The sequence below is a fragment of the Microvirga makkahensis genome (assembly GCF_009830105.1).
GTDB lineage: Bacteria > Pseudomonadota > Alphaproteobacteria > Rhizobiales > Beijerinckiaceae > Microvirga > Microvirga makkahensis.
Window position 1 is genome coordinate 1 of sequence record NZ_WURB01000004.1, and the last position, 18,995, is coordinate 18,995.

15 protein-coding genes are annotated in these 18,995 nt (G+C 65.3%); 9 read left to right on the forward strand and 6 right to left on the reverse strand.

Annotated features, from left to right (window positions below; genetic code table 11):
* From GR328_RS06665 to GR328_RS06685, 5 genes are all read right to left on the reverse strand, one after another.
* The coding region (locus GR328_RS06665) for a methyl-accepting chemotaxis protein (protein WP_160883751.1) at positions 1-1,136 on the reverse strand (1,136 nt) is incomplete at its 3' end.
* A 174-nt stretch (positions 1,137-1,310) separates the two neighbouring features.
* Positions 1,311-2,198: a cation diffusion facilitator family transporter gene (locus GR328_RS06670; RefSeq protein ID WP_160883752.1), complete on the reverse strand. Its 888-nt coding sequence runs from the start codon at positions 2,196-2,198 to the stop codon at positions 1,311-1,313.
* A gap of 113 nt (positions 2,199-2,311) precedes the next feature.
* Positions 2,312-4,288 (reverse strand): CHASE2 domain-containing protein, encoded by a 1,977-nt coding sequence (locus GR328_RS06675; protein ID WP_343039310.1) that lies wholly within the window; start codon positions 4,286-4,288, stop codon positions 2,312-2,314.
* A 2-nt stretch (positions 4,289-4,290) separates the two neighbouring features.
* The gene (locus GR328_RS06680) at positions 4,291-7,926 is read right to left on the reverse strand and encodes a FecR domain-containing protein (RefSeq protein ID WP_160883753.1); all 3,636 of its coding nucleotides are present in this window, start codon (positions 7,924-7,926) and stop codon (positions 4,291-4,293) included.
* Positions 7,927-8,107: 181 nt separating this feature from the next.
* Complete coding sequence (locus tag GR328_RS06685; RefSeq protein WP_343039311.1) at positions 8,108-8,500, reverse strand: response regulator; 393 nt, start codon at positions 8,498-8,500, stop codon at positions 8,108-8,110.
* A 587-nt stretch (positions 8,501-9,087) separates the two neighbouring features.
* On the opposite strand from GR328_RS06685, the gene GR328_RS06690 reads away from it, so the two are divergent.
* Positions 9,088-9,834: a glutamine amidotransferase gene (locus GR328_RS06690; protein ID WP_160883754.1), complete on the forward strand. Its 747-nt coding sequence runs from the start codon at positions 9,088-9,090 to the stop codon at positions 9,832-9,834.
* On the opposite strand, the gene GR328_RS06695 is transcribed toward GR328_RS06690, so the two are convergent.
* Positions 9,831-11,264 carry a helix-turn-helix domain-containing protein gene (locus GR328_RS06695; RefSeq protein WP_160883755.1) on the reverse strand — a complete coding sequence of 478 codons (1,434 nt, stop codon included), beginning with the start codon at positions 11,262-11,264 and terminating at the stop codon, positions 9,831-9,833. The two genes, GR328_RS06690 and GR328_RS06695, sit on opposite strands and share 4 nt — an antisense overlap.
* Before the next feature lie 219 nt (positions 11,265-11,483).
* Between GR328_RS06695 and GR328_RS06700 the strand changes: the two genes are divergently transcribed.
* The 8 genes from GR328_RS06700 to GR328_RS06735 all read left to right on the forward strand — a co-directional run bounded on the left by GR328_RS06700 (position 11,484) and on the right by GR328_RS06735 (position 18,986).
* Positions 11,484-11,693: a DUF4170 domain-containing protein gene (locus GR328_RS06700; protein ID WP_160883756.1), complete on the forward strand. Its 210-nt coding sequence runs from the start codon at positions 11,484-11,486 to the stop codon at positions 11,691-11,693.
* A 179-nt stretch (positions 11,694-11,872) separates the two neighbouring features.
* The gene (gene osmF, locus GR328_RS06705; RefSeq protein ID WP_160883757.1) at positions 11,873-12,787 is read left to right on the forward strand and encodes a glycine betaine ABC transporter substrate-binding protein OsmF; all 915 of its coding nucleotides are present in this window, start codon (positions 11,873-11,875) and stop codon (positions 12,785-12,787) included.
* A 96-nt stretch (positions 12,788-12,883) separates the two neighbouring features.
* The gene (locus GR328_RS06710) at positions 12,884-14,053 is read left to right on the forward strand and encodes an ABC transporter permease subunit (RefSeq protein ID WP_160884054.1); all 1,170 of its coding nucleotides are present in this window, start codon (positions 12,884-12,886) and stop codon (positions 14,051-14,053) included.
* The gene (locus GR328_RS06715) at positions 14,050-14,988 is read left to right on the forward strand and encodes an ABC transporter ATP-binding protein (protein ID WP_160883758.1); all 939 of its coding nucleotides are present in this window, start codon (positions 14,050-14,052) and stop codon (positions 14,986-14,988) included. Before GR328_RS06710 ends, GR328_RS06715 begins: the two co-directional genes overlap by 4 nt.
* A complete protein-coding gene (locus tag GR328_RS06720) occupies positions 14,985-15,737 on the forward strand; it encodes an ABC transporter permease (RefSeq protein WP_160883759.1) in 753 nt (250 codons plus the stop codon). Before GR328_RS06715 ends, GR328_RS06720 begins: the two co-directional genes overlap by 4 nt.
* Complete coding sequence (locus GR328_RS06725) at positions 15,734-16,300, forward strand: biliverdin-producing heme oxygenase (RefSeq protein WP_160883760.1); 567 nt, start codon at positions 15,734-15,736, stop codon at positions 16,298-16,300. Before GR328_RS06720 ends, GR328_RS06725 begins: the two co-directional genes overlap by 4 nt.
* Positions 16,297-18,537, forward strand: coding sequence for an ATP-binding protein (locus GR328_RS06730; protein ID WP_160883761.1), 2,241 nt, complete (start codon positions 16,297-16,299; stop codon positions 18,535-18,537). Before GR328_RS06725 ends, GR328_RS06730 begins: the two co-directional genes overlap by 4 nt.
* Positions 18,537-18,986, forward strand: a complete 450-nt coding sequence (locus GR328_RS06735) for a response regulator (protein ID WP_160883762.1) — start codon at positions 18,537-18,539, stop codon at positions 18,984-18,986. The genes GR328_RS06730 and GR328_RS06735 overlap by 1 nt, the downstream gene beginning before the upstream one ends.
* The last annotated feature ends 9 nt before the right edge of the window (positions 18,987-18,995 follow it).

Genomic DNA, 18,995 nt, shown 5'->3' on the forward strand with positions numbered 1-18,995 from the left:
TCGGCCACCTGCGAGGACTGGCCCACCTGCGAGGCGATCTCGCGGATCGAGATGGAGAGCTCTTCCGTGGCGGCGGCCACCGTCTGCACGTTGGCCGAGGTCTGCTGCGCCGCGGAGGAGACCGTCATAGTCTGCTGGCTGGTCTGGCCGGCCACGGCGCTCATCGACCGGGCGGTCGCCTCCATCTCGGTGGCGGCCGAGGCCAGGCCCTGCGTGAGAGCCGACACCTGGGTCTCGAACCGCTGCGTGAGCTCGTCCAGAGCTTGCGCACGGCGCATCTTCGCCTGGTTCTCGGCCTCCTGCTCGGCGGCGAGGCGGCGGGCCTCGATGGCATTATCCTTGAACACCTGGACGGCATTCGCCATCACGCCGATCTCGTCGCGGCGGGCCGTGCCCTCGACCGTCATGCTCAGATCGCCATCGGCGAGGCCGCGCATGTTGTCGACGAGTTTCTGAATCGGGCGGGAGATGCTGCGTCCCAGGCCGAAGGCGATGGCGATCAGAATGACGGCCGAGACGCCGACGAAGGCAAGGAACAGGTTCCGGTAGGTGGCGTTGAGGACGGCAAGGTCGTCGACGTACATGCCTGCCGCTACGACCCATTCCCACTCAGGGACGGAGACGGCGTATACTGTCTTCGGAGACGGTACGGTTTCGTTCAGCTTCGGCCAGGAAAAGTTCACGAAGCCGCCGCCCTTCCTGCCGGCTGCGACCTGCTCGCGGGTGACGTAGACTCCGTTGGCGTCCTTCACGTCAGAAAGGTTCTTGCCTTCGGTGTCCTTGTTGGGGTGCATGACAACGAAGTTGGTGTAATCGAGCACCACGAAGTAGTCGTTTCCGTTGTAGCGCATCGAGCGCAGGGAATCAGTCGCGCGCTTCTTCGCCTCCTCGACCGAAAGCTCACCTTTCCTGGCGCGCTCCTGATAGCCCGCGATGAGAGTGGTGGCCGTCTGGGCGAGGCCCTTCAGCTCCGCGTGCTTCCGCTCGAGCAGGATGCTGGAGATCGTGAGCGATCCGTAAATGGCAAGCGCTATCAGCGCGAGAATGCCGAAGGCCATGCCGGCGTAGAAGCGGCCTGCAACTCCCATGAGGGCATTGGCCCATTTCGCACGGGCGGTAAAAGCGTTTTGAGACATCTCCATCCTCATCTTCGTGCCGCCAGCACCTGGCGCGCGCATCCGAAATTTGGCGGGGAAGTAACCGGTGAGGCTTGCCTGGAAATGGCGGGGCCGATTCTCCCGCCGGACGCTCTGTTGTTTGAAGAGCGCACCGTTGGTGTGAATGACCGGTCCGCTTTCTGGCACGAAGCGCTAGAGAACGACGATTCCGGCGTGCTTCGCCTTATCATCGGGCTCCACGTGAATGGTGATGAGGGCATCCTCGATCTCGCCCTTCAGCGCGCGCTCCAGGCGGTCGCAGATGTCGTGCGCGTCCGTGACGCTCATTCCGCCGGGCACGACCAGATGGAAATCGATGAAGGTCATCTTGCCCGCGTGCCGCGTGCGCAGGTCGTGCGCCTCGATGGCGCCTTCCGCATTGACGGAGATGATCTCGCGCACCCGCGCGAGGGTCGCCTCGGGCAGGGCCTCGTCCATGAGGCCGCCGATGCTCTCCTTCATCAGGCCCCAGCCGGACCAGAGAATGTTGACCGCGACGAGAGCCGCGAGAATGGGATCGAGCCAGGCCCAACCGGTCCCGGGTACGAGCACGAGGCCGACGAGAACGCCCGCCGAGGTGAGCACGTCCGTCAGCAGATGACGCCCGTCGGCAGTGACGGCGGGCGAGCGCAGGCGACGGCCCTGGCGAATCAGCACCCAGGACCAGAAGCCGTTCACGACGGTTGCTGCCGCGTTGACGGCAAGGCCGAAGGCCGGGGCATCGAGCATCCTCGGCGAGAGGAGCCCGAAATAGGCTTCCCGCAGGATCATCAGCGCTGCCACGATGATCAGCACACCCTCGAGAACAGCGGAGAAATATTCCACCTTGTGGTGGCCGTAGGGATGATTGGCGTCGGCGGGCGCTGCGCTCACCCGAACGGCCATGAAGGCCGCGATCGCCGTCACCACGTTGATGATGCTCTCCAGCGCGTCCGAATAGAGTGCGATGCTCCCCGTCAGGTGATAAGCGGCATATTTGAGCGCGAGGACGAGCGCTCCAACGAATATGCTGCCGATGGCAAGCTTTTGAATGCGACTCATGGCTGGCATCGACAAACGGGACGGCAGGACGGGAGAGCCGCCGTTATAGTGACTGCGCCTCCGAGCGCAAGCCATTCATTTTACTTGCAATTCGCTCGCAAAAGCGAGCCGGGTCAGCGCAGCATCCCGCCGATCTTGCTCATGAGCGTGCGGTAGTAGCCGGCCAGGAAAGGAGAAAGCGACCGGCAGCGCACAACGAGGCCGAGCGCTTCGTTACGCCGTCCTTCGCGGAGGCTCTCGAGAGCCTCGGCATGAAGCCGCGAGAGTTCCGCGACCGCGGGATCCTGACGCTGCGAAGCGGGGGCCACGACGGTGAAGATGGCCGATTCCGTCGCGCGTCCGCGCACCGCGATGCGGTCGAGCTCGATCAGCACGTAATCGTCGCGCACGGCTGCGGCCGTCGCCGGGCCGAGGATCAGCGGGACGTTATATTCCTTGGACAGACTCTCCAGGCGCGAAGCGAGATTCACCGCATCGCCGAGCACCGAATAATCGTAGCGCCAGCGCGAGCCCACGTTGCCCACCACGCAATCGCCCGTGTTGATGCCGATGCCGACAGCGAATTGAGGGGCCCTCTCGCCTTCCTCCTGCCGCAGGGCGGCATTCAACCGGGTGACGGCGTCCATCATGCGCATGGCCGCACGCACCGCGCGCCGCGGATGATCGGGGCTCGGCAGGGGGGCGTTCCAGAACGCCATGACGCAATCGCCCATGTACTTGTCGATGGTGCCGCCCTCCGCGAGCACCGCTTCGGAGAGGGGATCGAGCAGGCGGTTGATGAGCGCGGTCAGCCGCTCGGGCTGGTCCTTCAGGGACTCCGACAGGCTGGTGAAGCCGCGCACGTCGCAGAACAGAACCGAGAGGTTGCGTCGCTCCCCGCCGAGCCTGAGTGCGCCCGGATCGCGCGCGAGCTCCGCGACGAGATCGGGCGAGAGATAGCGCGAGAAGGCCTCCGACACCGCATGGCGCAACTGCCGCTCGCGGGCATAGTCCAGGCCGAACCGCGTGCCGAACACCGCGAGCGCCGTGGCGGCGGGCAGGACGGGCGGCGCCCAGAGGCGCCCGAAGCGCAGCGCGAACCATGCGCCCGCGACGAGAAGGGCGACCATGAACAGGGCGGCGAGCCCGGTGCGCCAGGTCACGCCGCGGATGGACAGGGCCGCGGCCCCGAAGGCAGCCGCCACGAGCAGAGCCAGGACGGCCGGGCGCGGAACGGGGACGACGAAGAGATCGTGGCGCAGGTTGTCGAGGATCGTCGCCTGCACCTCCACTCCTGCGGTGAGTTCTCCCGTGGTCAGCGTATAGGCCGTGGGGAAGGTATCGGGCGCGCCCGCATCGGCGGAGGTCGCGGCCTTGAGGCTCAGGCCCACGAGAACGATCTTGTCCCTGAAGCGTCCGGGCTGGAGAAACGTCTCCGGATCCAGAGCCTGGTAGTAGGAAACGGTCGGATAGGTGCGGGCGGGTCCGAAATATTGAATGAGGGCGCCCTCGGGTGGAGGCTCGGCCGGCTCCCCGGCAACACGCAGGATCTCGGCTGCGAATCCGTCGGGCTGAGTCGGCATCCGGCGCAGATACACATCGCCGTCGGGGGTGACGGAGGCGACACCGGGAACAGCGCCCGCATCGAGAAACGGCTCGATCGGATTGACGCGCGTGACCTGAACGCCGTGATCGAGCTTCGTCGAGACATCGTCCGATGCGAGCACCACGTCCGGCCCGAGGATTGCCGCAAACCGCCTGTCGGCCTCCTCCGTCGAGGGCTCGGAAAAGATGATGTCGAAGGCAATGACCTTGGCGCCCGCCGCGCGCAGACGCTCGGCGAGCCGGGCGTGAAGCTCCCGCGGCCACGGCCAGCGCTGCCCGATCTCGGAGAAGGACGGCTCGTCGATCGCCACCACCTCCACGCCGGCGACCCGAGGGCGTGGCGGCGCGACGATCGAGAGAATATCGAACACCTTCGCTTCGATCAGCCGGAAGGGGGGAAAGAAGACGAGCGGCGTCAGAAGAGCCGCGATCAGCCCCGCCATGACGAAGTGCCGCCGGAGCGGCTCTCCCGTCTGCATGCGCGCGGCCGGTGCGGGAGCGCCCACCCTTAGAACCGTGCCTTCACGCCGGCCGCGAAGGTGCGGCTCGGTCCGGGAATATTGGGCGCGACCTGGAATTCCTCTTCGAACATGTTGAGCACGCTCAGTTCCACCAGAAGCCGCCGATCCGGGGTTTCCCAGGTCAGGGAGGCATCCGCCGTCCAGTAATCGTCGAGCCTCGTGCCCGCGAGCTCGCCCGCGAAGTCGCCCACATAGGTGGCCGCCATGGTGAGCTTGATCCGGCTCGGGTGGACGAAGGTGACGCCCGCCCGCGCGAAATTGCCGGCGATCAGCGGCACGTCGCTGCCGCGCCCGGCGCCCGAGAGCACCTCCGTCGATTGGGTGCCGATGGTGCCGAACACGCCGATGCCGTGGGTGAGCCAGAGATTGGCGGTGGCGGACACCCGCTCGATGCGCGCCTTCTCGATGGCAATGCTGTCGAAGGTGTTCGGAATGCCGATATCGAGATTGTCAGCCTCCTGCCGCTGATACTCGAGGGCCGTGAACAGATAGGGCGACCATTCCGCATCCCAGCGAAGGGCGAGCGTGTCGACTTGTCCGTCGAGGGCGATCGGCAGCGTGTTCGGCACGAGCCCCACGGTCGTGACGGGCGAGAGCGTATAGGCGAGCGGCATGAGGCCGTCGGTGCGATAGGCGGCGCGCAGCCAGTGGCCCTCGAAGGGCGAGATGCCGATTCCGATGCGCGGGGAGACCATGCTGTCGTCGCTGAAACCGGTGTCCAGGGCCGTGCGCTGGATCCCGGCCTGGGCCTCGAACCAGTCGGAAGGACGCCAGAACAGGTCGGCATAGAGGCGGCTCGCCTTGAACGTGGCGTCGGATTCCTCGTCGATGGGGATGGATGTGTACTCGCCGGTAGCGGTGTCGAAGAGGTAGGTCAGCCCCTCGGCGCTGCTGAGGGCGCGTCCGCGTTGCGCCTCGAAACCGTAGCGAAGGGTGAAGTCGTCGAATCCGATCGTGTGAGCCAGGGCTGCCGCCACGCCCTCCGTTCGGGTGCGCTCCCTTTGCTGTCCGCCCAGGATCAGGGTGGGGGAGAGCGTCAGGGCCAGATTCGAAAACCGATCGTCGACGACGCGTTGGCCGAAGACGGCTGCGGTCAGCACGTTCCTGTCGCTGAAGCTGTGGCTCCATCCGGCGCCGCCGAGCACGGAGGTCGCGTCCTGGGTGCCGTCGAAGAGTCGCGTGGGCGTGCGGATGCTTGCAATGCCCGGCGCCTGATCCGCCGCTGCTCCGAACAGCACGAACCGATCGGCCGCCGAAGGGGCAGAGCCGATGAAGAAGGCGCCATTGGTCGCTTCCTGCCTGTCGATGGTCGCGCCGTTCTCGGCCTGAGCGCGGTTTGCAGTCAGGGAGAAAGAAGTGGGAAGCGGCTCGTTGGAATAGCCCTGAACGGTCGCTTCCGCCTGCCAGCCCAAATGGCCGTCGCGGGACAGCAGGGTGCCGCCGATCTCGGCGTCGATGAAGGGGCGGCGGATGAGATCCAGGCGCCCGATGCGGCCGGAAACCGCGAGCGGGTCGAGGAACAGCCCCTGGAGCGTCAGGTTGAGGGCCGTCAGATCCGAGTCCACGCCCGTTTCGATGGTGGAGACGTCGGGCCGGGCCGTGAACAGGGTGGGCCGGTCGACGGCCGCCTGGTCGAAATAGCTCGAGGCGTTGAACGGGTCGAACACGCGGTCGCCGTAGAAACGCGACCACTCGTTCAGGTTCAGGAAGCGATAGGCCTGGGCCGGGTAGGAGCCGCCATCCTTGTTCACCGCGAGACCTGCGAAGTCGCCGCCGCGCTGACGGTAGCGGCGCAGGGTCTCGCGGGCGGCGAGAACCGCCTGGTCCGCCTGATACTGATCGATGGCGATCGCCGTGCGTGCGCTCGAGACCACGGGATCGTTGGGGTCGAGGCGGTCCGCATTGTCGAGGGCCTGGTCCGCGAGCTCCTCGTCGCCGTTCTGGTAATAGGCGGCCGCCGCCATGAGCAGGCCCTGGGACCAGGCCGGATTGGCGGCCGAGCCGGCGAGAATGGCCTCGATCGCCCTGTCGGTTTCACCCTTCTGCAGGAGGTAGCGGCCGCGGGCCACATAGGCGACATGAAAGCCGGGATCGAGGGCGAGCGCCCTGTCGATCAGGGCGCCCGCTTCCTCGACGCGGTTCTGATCGAGCAGAAGGATCGCGAGATTGGCGTAGGAGACGGGGCTTCCCGGATCTTCCGCGATGGCCCGGCGCAGGGCTTCTTCCGCGGCCAGGGGCCGGTCGCGGTCGGATTCGAAGAGGCCGAGGCTGTTCCAGATCCCGGAATTGCCCGGCGCAACGGCGGCGGCCTTGCGCAGGGACTCGACGGCGGCATTCACCTCGCCGTCGATATCGCCCCGGATGTTGCTGTCGGCGGCGATGACTTCCGGATCCTCGGGGTCGATGGCTTTCGCCCGGGCAATGGAGGCGCGCATCTCCTCGCGCCGGTTCAGGGCATAGGAGACCTGTGCCGACATCACCGCGATACGGACGTCGTTCGGGAAGCGCCGTTCCGCGGCCTTCAGCACCTCGGATGCCGCATTGAGGTCCTGGCGGAAGGCCACTACATAGGCATGGGCCAACGCGGCAAGCGGGTCATGGGCGGATCCCTTGGGCTCCGGATACACGCGTTTCGGATCGGCGAGCGACCGGGCGATGTAGCGCCCGTAAGCGGCGATGGTCCGCCGCTTCGCGTCGACCCCGCGCTCGGCCCTGCCAAAGAGTTCGGCCGCCTCCGACCAGCGGTGCTGCGATCCGAGCAGGGTGGCCTCAACCAGATCGGCGCGGGCGCGCTGCGCGGCACTCAGGCCCTTGGCGCGCGCTTCCGCAAGCGCCTGCGCGGCCACCGCGCGGCCGTCGAGAACGAGGGCCGTCTCGGCAAGGCTCAGCCAGTCCTCCGCGCTACGGCTCTCGGGCGGTATGCCCGCAATCCGCGCGCGCTCGGCCCGTAGGACCGGGCCGCTCAGCGGCGAGACCGGCATCGAGGAGAACGTATCCCGCAGGCTCAAATAGAAGAGCATCTGCTCCCGGTCTTCGGAATTCGTGAGCACGAACTTCGTCGGCGCCTGCCCGATGGAGGCCACCGCGCCTTCGCCCTGGCGCACGGTGACTGAGCCTTGTGCATTGCGCAGCTCCACGACGCCTTCGAGCACCACGAGGGAGGTGCGCCCGCCTTCGACGGACAGCGCCCAGTCGGTGCCGCGGATAGCGGCCACCGCGGCGGGGGTCTTCACGTCGACGCCCGATCCGCCGCGCGCGGCGCGCGCCCAGATGCTGCCTGCGTCGAGACTGAGCGCGGTCGTGCCGCTGCCGGCGCCCGCCACGTCGTTCACGGTCAAGGTGGAGTTGCGGCCGACGCGGATCTGGGTCCGGTCCGCGAACAGGATCGCCAGATTGCCGATGGCATTGGTGCGCAACACGTCGCCGCCGATGACATCCTGCCGAATCTGCGCCGCCCGCCAGAGATCCTCGCGAACGAAGCGCATTTCCTCGCCGCCCTTGGCCGCCACGATCGAGCCCACGGGGGGAAGCGGCCTGGGAATGGGTGACTGCGCATGAGCCTCCGCCAAGCACAGGCAGAGGGAGCTTGCGGCAGCTAGAAGCCGAAAGGGATGGGCAGCCATGATGTCTTCTGTGATAACGTGTCCTGATCCTGCAAATTCAAGCTTAGCAGGTATGCGGCAGGATCAAAGCCAAATCAGACAGCATGGTCTGTGCTCAAAAGCACATGACCCATTCCCTTAGGAAAGGGGCTTGCCCTTAGGAGAGAGATCCGGAACGTCGCAGGACCAGGCCGGGCGGGCCTCAGGACGCGACCGTGCGCCGGGCCATGATCAGCTTCTGCTTCAGATCGTTTTGAGCGAAGGGCTTCTGGAGGACCGGGCGGTCGCGGAAGGAGTCCCGGATGCCTGCGCTGCCGTACCCTGTCGAGAAGACGAAGGGGATCGAGCGCTGGGCCAGGGCCTCGGCCACGGGATAGATGGGCTCGCCCGCGACGTTCACGTCGAGAATGGCCAGATCCACCTGCTCCCGGGCGACCGCGTCCAGGGCCGCGGAAAGCCGCGCGGCCGGGCCGATCACTTCGCAGCCGAAATCGAGCAGCATGTCTTCCAGCAGAAGGGAGATCGCTGCTTCGTCTTCCACTACGAGGATACGCAGGCCGTTCAGATCTCCGTCGCTCGTCACGCTATCGGTCACGTCTTTAACTTTCCTTCACGCCAGGGCCGCATGATCGGCCTTCGCTGCACCGGATCCCGTTCCGAGTGCCTGCGAAAGCCATGCCGGGAATCAGAGGGTTCTATCATTCTTGCATGGGGTGCAAAAGCCGACGGCAACCCTTCGGAGCTCCAAAGCTTTATCATTGCGTTGATCTTAGAGCAGCCTCCTGCACTTGCCTAGGACCCGAAAGGCCTGGACTGGTTGGATATTATCGCGGCGAGGTCCAGGCCCGCCACGGCTTTCGTGCGACTCTTCGCCTTAGCTCCGGCTGGGGCCTTCCCAAGGCTTCAGGCCGGGCTCGGCACCGGTCCTGCGGGATGATCGCTTCAAAGCCGATGCCCCCTCTGATAGAAAGCGTCTTCGGAGCGGAAAACCGGGGCCACTTAGCGCTGACGCGGCCCTTCGGGTCCGTACGATGCGCTGACGGGGTCGCGACCATCGCCCTGAGCCTTGCGCGGATCCGGTTTCTTCCTGAATAATCCCCCTCATGTTCAGTCGATCCGTACCCGAGTCCGCTCTCCGCCATCCGCTGCAAACTCCCAAGCCCGTGCCGCCGGAGCGGGGCCATGACTAGGCAGGGAACCAAGGCACCCATCCTCATCGTCCTGCACCAGGAGCATTCGACGCCCGGGCGCGTCGGGCGTCTGCTGGCGGAGCGCGGGCATCGGCTCGATATCCGCCGGCCTCGCTTCGGAGACCCGCTCCCCGAGACGCTCGCCGACCATGCCGGTGCGGTGATCTTCGGCGGCCCTATGAGCGCCAACGATCCGGATGATTTCATCAAGGCGGAGATCGAATGGATCGGCGTTCCCCTGAAGGAGGGCAAGCCGTTCTTAGGCCTGTGTCTCGGCGCGCAGATGCTCGCCAAGCACATGGGAGCCGATGTCTGGCAGCATCCGGAAGGGCGCGCCGAGATCGGTTACTACCCTCTCGTGCCGACCGGAGCGGGAGAGCGCTTGAGCGAAGCCTGGGGCGTACCCTGGCCGAGCCATGTCTATCACTGGCACCGCGAGGGATTCGACTGCCCCGCCGGGGCCGATACGCTCGCAACGGGCGACGATTTTCCGACCCAGGCCATCCAGGTCGGCGGCAAGGCCTTCGGCCTCCAGTTCCACCCCGAGGTCACGCACGCCATGATCTGCCGCTGGACCGTCGTTGCGGAGGAGCGACTGTCGACGCCCGGCGCACAGGATCGCGTCCGCCAGCTCGACGGGCGTTTCCTGTACGATCCGCATGTTTCGCGCTGGATCGACCGGTTTCTCGATCATTGGCTCGAGGAGCCGCTCGCAGCGAAAACAGGGGCCGGAGCCTAAGTCGCATCGAACTCGAAGGGCGAGACGCCGCGCCGCATCTCGTCGACGATGAGGGCGTGCATCATGGGTGGGGCAGCGCGCTGCGGACAGGCGACGCGCTCGCACAGGCGGCAGTTGATGCCGATGGGGGTGGCGTCGGCGGCCGCGAGGTCCAGGCCGCGCGCATAGACAAGGCGATGGGCGTATTTCAGCTCGCAACCGAGACCCACTACGAATTGCGGATCGGACATGCCCCAGGGATTCGAGGCGCGCTTGACGGCGCGGGCCATGGAGAACCAGCGCGAGCCGTCCGGCAGCTCGACGATCTGGGTCGCCACCTGTCCCGGGGTTTTGAAGGTGGAGTGGAGGTTCCAGAGCGGGCAGGTGCCGCCGAATTGCGAGAAGGGGAAACGGCCCGAGGAGAAGCGCTTCGACACGTTGCCCGCCGCGTCCACACGCACGAGGAAAAAGGGAATCCCGCGGGCGCCGGGCCGGGCGAGCGTCGTAAGGCGGTGCGCCACCTGCTCGAAGCTCGCGCCGAAACGCGCGCCCAGCACCTCGACGTCGTATCCGAGGACGTCCGCCGCGGCCTGGAACTTGCCGTAGGGCATCATGAGCGCGCCGGCGAAGTAGTTGCCGAACGAAACGCGCAGCAAGCGGCGGGCAGGGCCGTCCGTGGGTTCGAGTTTGGCGGCCAGCGCATCGATGGTCGAGCGCATCTCCGCAAAGGCGAGCTGATAGGCGGCCTGGAAGGTGCGGCCGGACGGATCGACGAGTTCGGAGATCAGGAGCTGGCGGCGGTGGTGATCGTAGCGCCGCAGGTTGTCCGACATCACGTCGATGGGCATGACGCGCACGCGGATGCCGTGCTTGGAACGAAGACGCTCCGCGATGGCGAAGAACGGCTCGTGCCCCGTGACCGCAAGGTCGGAAGCCAGTGTCTCGGCCGCCTCGTCCAGTTCCGGAAAATGGTTCTTGGCCTCGTGGATCAGCTCGCGCACCCGGTCGACCGGATTGATCTGCGGCGCATCCTCGGCCCGGTCCCTGTCTTTGAGATGGGGAGTGACGGCCTCGCGTGCGCCCCGCATGGCCTGATAGGCGCGGTAGAGGCGATTCACGGCATCCACGAGAGAAGGCGCGTTCTCGATGGTTTCACGCAGCTCGATTCGGGAGACCGGCGCGCTGCGAAAGAGCGGATCGGCGAAAATCTCCTCAAGTTCCGAGACCGTGCGCTCATGGTCATCGTTGGCGAATTCCCGCGGATCCAGGGAATAGGCATGGGCGAGCCGGATGAGCACCTGCGCCGTGATGGGGCGCTGGTTGCGCTCCATGAGATTCAGATAACTGGGCGAGAGCCCGAGCTCCTCCGCCATGCGGGACTGGCTTAGATTGAGCTCGCGGCGCAGGCGCTTGAGACGCGGACCCACGAAGAGTTTTCTGCTCTCATCCATTTGTGAATCTTTTTACAAATTTACCGTTGTCCCTACGTCGGACTTTTACAACGCCACCTTTCTTACGAAATCAGGCATTGAAACAAAGACTTCCTCTGGAATTATATCCATCAGACATCTCGTCGCCGAACAGAGATTGTGGGCTGGCGAGGTGCTTTGTCAACGGATGTAAATATCCAATATGGGGCGCTGGCCCCTTAAGGCATACGGAGAACGGCCATGCAAAAGACGCGCTTCTGGGTGGTTGGCGGTGAATACACCTCCTGCGAATGCGAATCCCTGGTTCACGGCACCGAGCGTGTCGTTGGCCCGTTCGAGAGCCGCACCGAGGCCGAGCGAACCTGGCGCACCCTGTCCGAGGATCATCGTCCACAGGCCCAGGTGCGATTCACGATCGCCCAGGAGCCTCCGTCGGCCCTAAGTGCCTGAACGATCGGCAGATCCTTCCTGGTTCTCGCCCATCGCCGTCACCGGCCGGCGGTGGGCGAGAGTGGCGTGATACGAAATTTTTATCGTCAGAGCCGGGACTCGGGTGCATTCCCTCTGCTTAAATCGCGGGCGTGACCTAGAAATAGCCTTGGTGCGCACGCTCAAGCCGAGGGGGAAACATGAGGCTCGTTCTGAAGACTTTTGCCGCCGTTCTGGCCTTGGGCTTGGCAGCCCTGGGTCCGGCCAGGGCGGATGTCGTCGTCTCGTCGAAAATCGACACGGAAGGATCGATCCTGGGCAACATGATCCTGCTCGTCCTCGAGACCAATGGCATCAAGACCCAGGACAGGATCCAGCTCGGCGCGACACCGGTGGTGCGCAAAGCGATCACCGCAGGCGAGATCGACATCTATCCCGAGTACACGGGCAATGCCGGCTTCTTCTTCAACAAAGCCGACGATCCTCTCTGGAAGGACGCGGCCAAGGGTTACGAAACTGCCAAGAAGCTCGATTACGAGGCCAACAAGATCGTCTGGCTCGATCCCTCGCCCGCCAATAATACCTGGGCCATCGCCCTGCGCCGGGACGTGGCGGAGACCAACAAGCTCAAGACGCTTTCCGAATTCGGCAAATGGGTCTCGGAGGGCGGCGAGGCGAAGCTCGCGGCCTCCGCCGAGTTCGTGAACTCGGAAGCGGCTCTGCCATCCTTTCAGAAGGTCTACGGCTTCAGATTGAAGCCGGAGCAGCTCATCGTCCTGTCCGGCGGCGATACGGCGGCGACGATCAAGGCGGCGGCTGAGAAGACCAACGGCGCCAATGCCGCCATGGTCTACGGGACGGACGGCGGGATTGCGCCGTCGGGACTGGTGGTGCTGGAGGACGACAAGGGCGTGCAGCCGGTCTACGCACCCGCTCCCATCATTCGCGAGGCGGTGCTGAAGGAGAATCCGAAAATCGCGAACATCCTCAAGCCCGTCTTCGCCTCCCTCGACCTCACGACCCTGCAAAAGTTGAATGCCCGCGTGCAGGTGGGCGGCGAGGCGGCGAAAGCCGTCGCGGCCGACTACCTCAAGTCCAAAGGCTTCATCAAATAAGCGACCGGCTCTTTGCGTGAAGCAGACGGCAGGGTGGCCAAGCAAGGACCAGGGTTCGACGTGAGTTCCGCGACATCCAGGACGAGCACGTTCGGCGTGGTTCCGCCGCGCCCCGCGCTCTCCTTCGACCATCTGGGATTCGTGATTGCCGTTCTCATCGGGATCGCGCTCTTCGCCGCCCCGTTCGCCACGTATCGCGCCACCCGCATCGCGTCCGGCGAGGCGCGCCTCGTAATCGAGGCTCTCCCCTTTTCCATGGCGGCCGCTCTGGCGCTCGTGGCGCTCGGTGTCGCGCTCGGAGCTGTTCTCGCGCGGGATCCCCTCGGGCGACTCGGCTCCGCCGTGATCGGTCTTGCCGTTCTTCTCCCGTCCCTCGGCCTGTCCGCAGGCTACCTGACGCCCGCGGACAACAATTTTGCTCGCGTTTCGCCGTCGCTCGGTTTCTGGCTGCTGAGCCTGTCGTTCTCGCTGCTCGCCGTGGATGCCCTGGCGCGCATGAGGCTCGGCCCCTTTGGACGGCTGGCGGCCCTGGCCGTCGGCGCGAGCGCTCTGGCGCTTCTGCTGCTCTCCGGCATCTGGGACGATCTCTCGATCCTCAAGGAATATGACACCCGCGCCGACAGCTTCTGGCGTGAGGCGCGCCAGCACCTTCTGCTCGCCTTCGGCTCCTTGGCGGCCGCGTGTCTCTTCGGCATCCCGCTCGGCGTCGCCAGTCATCGGCTGAGAACGCTCCGGACAGCGGTCATGCAGAGCTTGAGCATCGTGCAGACGGTCCCGAGCATCGCCCTGTTCGGACTTCTCATGGCTCCGCTCGGCGCCGTCGCGGCGAGCGTGCCGCTCGCGGCGGCCTTGGGCATCAGGGGGATCGGCGCCGCACCAGCCTTTTTCGCGCTGTTCCTCTATGCGCTGCTGCCCATCGTCGCCAACACGGTTGCCGGGCTGAACCAGGTTCCCGCAGCCGTCGTCGATGCGGCGCGCGGGATGGGCATGTCGGCCAGGCAGCGGCTGCTGGGGGTCGAGATGCCGCTCGCCCTTCCGGTGATCCTCGCCGGAATCCGCATCGTGCTCGTCCAGAATCTCGGCCTTGCAACCGTGGCGGCGCTGATCGGCGGCGGAGGATTCGGCGCCTTCGTCTTCCAGGGCATCGGCCAGACGGCGATAGACCTCGTGCTCTTGGGCGCGCTTCCCACCGTCGCCCTGTCCTTTGGCGCATCCGTCGTTCTTGATGCGCTGGTCGATCTCTCCAAGGGAACGACGCCTGCATGATCGAAATCGATCGTCTCACCAAGCGCTACGGCGCCACCCTCGTGGTCGAGGATGTCTCCTTCAACGTCGAAGAGGGCACGCTCACGGTCGTCGTCGGCACGTCGGGCGCGGGCAAGTCGACGCTGCTTCGCATGATCAACCGGCTGGTGGAGCCGAGTGCAGGGCGCGTGCTCATCGACGGAGAGGATACGCGCACGATCCCGGAGGACGAGCTGAGACACCGTATCGGCTACGTCATCCAGGGCTATGGTCTGTTTCCGCATCGCAACGTAGCCGACAACATTGCCACCGTGCCGCGCCTGCTGCGTTGGGACCGCAAGAGGATCGCGCAACGCGTGGAAGAGCTGCTCGATCTGTTTCAGCTCGACCCGGCGGAATTCGCTCACAAGTTCCCGCATGAACTGTCGGGCGGACAGCAGCAGCGCGTCGGCGTGGCGCGGGCGCTGGCGGCGCGGCCTGCGCTCCTTCTGATGGACGAGCCGTTTGGCGCGCTCGATGCGGTGATCCGCTCCAAGGCCCAGGACGATCTCATCGCCATCCAGCGCCGGTTGGGGGCCACCATCGTCCTCGTCACGCACGACATGAACGAGGCCTTCCATCTCGGTGACCGCATCGCCGTCATGGATCAGGCCCGCCTCCTGCAATATGCGACGCCGGCCGAGCTCCTGATGCGTCCGGCCGACGACTTCGTGGAGCGTCTCGTGGGAACCGTGGAGCGGCCCTTCCGCCTGCTCTCCCTGACGCCGGTGCGGGAGGCTCTTGAGGCGGGCCATGCCGAGGGGGAGCCGATTGCGGCGTCCGAGAGCCTTCACGACGCGCTTTCGCGCCTTCTCTGGACGGGGCGCAAGGCCCTTCCGGTCGCCGATTCATCCGGTGCGATCATCGGCCGAGTCAGCGTCGACAAAATCCTGCAGCATGGGCGTCCGCTCCCATGACAGCGACCTCCCTCGTCCGGCTGATCGCCTTCCTCCTGCTCGCGGCCTTCATCACGATGCCGCAGGGCTTCGCATTCCTCTTCGAGCCTCTGATCGCTCCTGGCGCACCGGCCATCTACAACCAGGGCAGCCTGCTCGTGCTGACGCTGCAGCATCTGCGCACGGTGTGTCTGGCGACGATCGCGAGCACTGTTCTTGCCGTCGCGCTCGGGATCTTCGTCACCCGTCCGTCGGGAGCCGAGTTCCTGCCGCTCTCACGCAGCCTCGTGAATATCGGGCAGACCTTTCCGCCGATCGCCGTTCTTGCGATCGCCGTGCCGCTTGTGGGCTTCGGCGAGAAACCCACCTTCATCGCACTGTTTCTCTACGGTCTGCTGCCGATTTTCGAGAACACGCTGACGGGGCTGACGCAGGTTTCCCCGCTGGCCCTGGAGGCGGCGCGCGGCATGGGCATGAACGCGCGGCAGCGCCTTGTGCAGGTGGAGCTTCCGCTCGCGCTCCCCGTGATCCTTGCCGGTATCCGCCTGTCGGTCATCATCAGTCTGGGCACCGCGACCATCGGCTCGACTGTTGCCGCCAAGGGGCTCGGCGAAGTGATCATCGCAGGCCTCCAATCGAACAATATCGCCTTCGTGCTCCAGGGCGGTTTGGTGGTTGCGCTGCTCGCGGTTCTGATCCACGACGGATTGGGACTCGTCGAGCGGGTTGCCGCGAGGAAGCTGGGCCGCTTCCTGAATGAGGTGCCATGACGCTGCTTGAACGGCTGAAAGTCGAAACCAGGCCCGCGCATGACCGGATCGAGAGCGCCATGAAACTCGACCGCCGCATCGCCAGCCGTGACGAATACCGGAACTTGCTGGCCCGATTCTACGGCTTCCATGGCGCGTGGGAGCGGTCCGCAAGCGCGGTTGCGCCGGACAGGATTGTCTTCGAAAGCCGGTGCAAGACGAGGCTTCTGATCAGGGACCTCCTCGCGCTGGGCCTCGCGGAAGACGAGATCATCCGTTTGCCGCAATGCGATCCTCTCATGCCCCTGCCAAATTCCGCGGCCGTGCTCGGCAGCATGTATGTGGTCGAGGGATCCACATTGGGCGGTGCGGTCATCGCCCGCGAGGTGGAGCGAAACCTCGGCTTCGACGGGCAGACCGGCTGTGCCTATTTCAGGAGCTACGGGAGGGATGTCGCTGTCATGTGGAGGCGGTTCGGCGCTATGCTTCTTCAGGCGTCCTCTCCCGAGACCGATGACGCGATCGTCGCGGCGGCGCAAGAAACCTTCCGCGTCATGCACAACTGGCTCTGCGAGGCTCCATGAAAATCCAAGCGCCGCAAGAGATCGACCTGACCGCCTGCGAGCGGGAGCCGATCCACATTCCGGGCAGCATTCAGCCTCACGGTCTCCTGTTCGCCCTCTCCCGGGCGGACATGGCCCTGACGCATGCAAGCGCGAATGCCGCCACGGTGCTGGGGATCGATCCGGCGTCGATTCTCGGAAAGCCTTTCCACAGGGCGCTGTCCGGGATCGCAGCGCAGCTGGAAGCCGACGTCGCCGAGCCGGTGCCTGCGGGAACGGCACGCTACCTTCGCACCGTCACTCTGCAAACGGACAGGGGCGAAAAGACTTTCGACGCCGTGCTTTCCGGCTCGGGCGGGCACGTGGTCCTCGAACTGGAGGCGGTGCCCGAGGGCGCCAGCTCCAGCATCGGGACGCTTTACCCCGCCCTGCGCCGATTCGTGGAGGAGTTGCCCCGGGCCTCGACGGTCGAGCGGCTCTGCCATCTCGCGGCCCAGGATATTCGCCGCATGACCGGCTTCGACCGGGTTCTCATCTATCGTTTCGACGAGCACTGGAACGGCACCGTGATCGCAGAGGACCGCAACGATGCCCTGCCGTCCTATCTCGATCTGCGCTTTCCCGCCTCCGACATCCCGGCTCAGGCACGGGAGCTCTATCGCCGCAATCGCCTGCGGATCATTCCCGACGCGAACTACACCCCCGTTCCGATCCAGTCGCACGATCCCGCCCCGCTCGATCTCAGCGACTCTGTGCTGCGCAGCGTCTCGCCTGTGCATCTCGAGTACATGCGTAACATGAGCACGCCGGCTTCCATGTCGATTTCAATCCTGAGGGACGATGCGCTTTGGGGATTGATCTCCTGCCACAGCAGCGAGCCCCGGCGCGTCTCTCCGGCCGTGCGCAACGCCTGCGATTTCCTCACCCGGATCTTCTCGTTGCAGTTGGAAGCCCGCGAAAATGCGGTCCTGGCCGATGCCCGCGCGCGGCTGAGCGCCGTCCAGGCGCGCCTTCTCACCCATATGGCGGGGGAGAATTTCTTCGTCGATGGCCTCGTGAGCCATCCCGACGATCTGATGCTGCTGACCGGCGCGCAAGGCGCCGCCATCGTCACCGACGAGCATTGCTGGCTCCTCGGTGAAACCCCGAAAGAGTCCGAGGTCAAGGCGCTCTATGCCTGGCTGTCCGAGCATCACCCGGAGGATGTGTTCGCCACGGACCGGCTCGCGGAACTCCTTCCCGAAGCGCAGGGCTATGCGGACAGGGCGAGCGGTCTCCTGTCCATTTCCATCTCCAAGATGCGTTCGAGCTATATTCTCTGGTTCCGTCCCGAGATCGTGCAGACGGTCAAATGGGGCGGCAATCCGGAAAAGCCTGTGCTGGAGGAAGCCGGAACCTTGAGGCTTCATCCCCGGCGCTCCTTCGAGACCTGGAAGGAGACGGTGCGCGGGCGCTCGGCGGCCTGGGACCACAGCGAGATTGAGGCTGCCAAGGAACTGCGCAATGCGATCGTCGGCATCGTGCTGCGCCGCGCCGAAGAACTGGCGGCCCTGGCCCAGGAGCTGCGTCGGTCGAACAAGGAGCTGGAGGCCTTTTCCTATTCGGTGTCGCACGATCTGCGCGCGCCGTTCCGCCACATCGTGGGTTACTCGGAACTCCTCAGAAAGCAGGAATGGTCCGAGTTGTCCGAGCGGGGCAAACGTTACATTGACACGATCGTCGAGGCTGCCTATACGGCCGGCACGCTCGTCGACAATCTGCTCCGCTTCTCGCAAATGGGCCGCACGGCGCTGAAACCCCGCCCCGTGGAGGTGGGGGAGCTCGTCCAGGATATCCGGCAGAAGCTCGCCATGGCGGCGGAAGGCCGCCGGATCGATTGGATCGTCGGCGACCTGCCCGCAATCGTGGCGGATCCGGTTCTCATCCGGCTCGTGTTTGAGAATCTTTTGGATAACGCCGTCAAATATTCTCGAAAGCGGGATACATCGCGTATCGAAGTGGGTTCTTACCGGGATAGCGGGGAGATTGTCTTCTTCGTGCGCGACAATGGTGTCGGCTTCGACATGAAATATGTCGACAAGCTGTTTGGCGTCTTCCAGCGCCTCCACCGGGCCGAGGAATTCGAGGGAACCGGGATCGGGCTGGCCAATGTTCGCCGCATTGTCGAGAGACACGGAGGGCGCAGCTGGGCCGAAGCTCAGCCGGACAAGGGCGCGACCTTCTATATTGCCCTGCCCGAGAGCGAAGGAGCGGCTTGATGCCGGAACTGAAACCGATCCTGCTGGTCGAGGACAACCCCAAGGATCTTGAACTGACCCTGGCCGCTCTGGAGCAGAGTCAGCTCGCCAACGAGGTCGTGGTGGTCCGAGACGGCGAGGAGGCGCTCGATTTCCTCAATCGGCGCGGCGCGCATGCGAACCGCAACACCAGCGATCCCGCCGTGGTTCTGCTCGATCTCAAACTCCCGAAGGTCGACGGGCTCGAGGTACTGGAGAAGGTGAAGACCGATCCGCACCTGAAACAGACGCCCGTGGTAATGCTTACCTCCTCCAGGGAGGAGAGCGACCTGATCCGCAGCTACGAGCTGGGCGTCAATGCTTTCGTGGTGAAGCCAGTGGGCTTTCGCGAGTTCTTCGATGCGATCCAGGACCTCGGCGTGTTCTGGGCCATCCTCAACGAGCCGCCGCCGCGGCGGGCCGATTCCTGAGGCGGGTGC

Bases quoted from the DNA above. Each gene is read 5' to 3' on its own strand.
- GR328_RS06670 (WP_160883752.1), bottom strand. From the start codon at position 2,198: ATGAGTCGCATTCAAAAGCTTGCCATCGGCAGCATATTCGTTGGAGCG.
- GR328_RS06680 (WP_160883753.1), bottom strand. From the start codon at position 7,926: ATGGCTGCCCATCCCTTTCGGCTTCTAGCTGCCGCAAGCTCCCTCTGC.
- GR328_RS06690 (WP_160883754.1), top strand. From the start codon at position 9,088: ATGACTAGGCAGGGAACCAAGGCACCCATCCTCATCGTCCTGCACCAG.
- GR328_RS06695 (WP_160883755.1), bottom strand. From the start codon at position 11,264: ATGGATGAGAGCAGAAAACTCTTCGTGGGTCCGCGTCTCAAGCGCCTG.
- GR328_RS06700 (WP_160883756.1), top strand. From the start codon at position 11,484: ATGCAAAAGACGCGCTTCTGGGTGGTTGGCGGTGAATACACCTCCTGC.
- osmF (WP_160883757.1), top strand. From the start codon at position 11,873: ATGAGGCTCGTTCTGAAGACTTTTGCCGCCGTTCTGGCCTTGGGCTTG.
- GR328_RS06715 (WP_160883758.1), top strand. From the start codon at position 14,050: ATGATCGAAATCGATCGTCTCACCAAGCGCTACGGCGCCACCCTCGTG.
- GR328_RS06720 (WP_160883759.1), top strand. From the start codon at position 14,985: ATGACAGCGACCTCCCTCGTCCGGCTGATCGCCTTCCTCCTGCTCGCG.
- GR328_RS06725 (WP_160883760.1), top strand. From the start codon at position 15,734: ATGACGCTGCTTGAACGGCTGAAAGTCGAAACCAGGCCCGCGCATGAC.
- GR328_RS06730 (WP_160883761.1), top strand. From the start codon at position 16,297: ATGAAAATCCAAGCGCCGCAAGAGATCGACCTGACCGCCTGCGAGCGG.
- GR328_RS06735 (WP_160883762.1), top strand. From the start codon at position 18,537: ATGCCGGAACTGAAACCGATCCTGCTGGTCGAGGACAACCCCAAGGAT.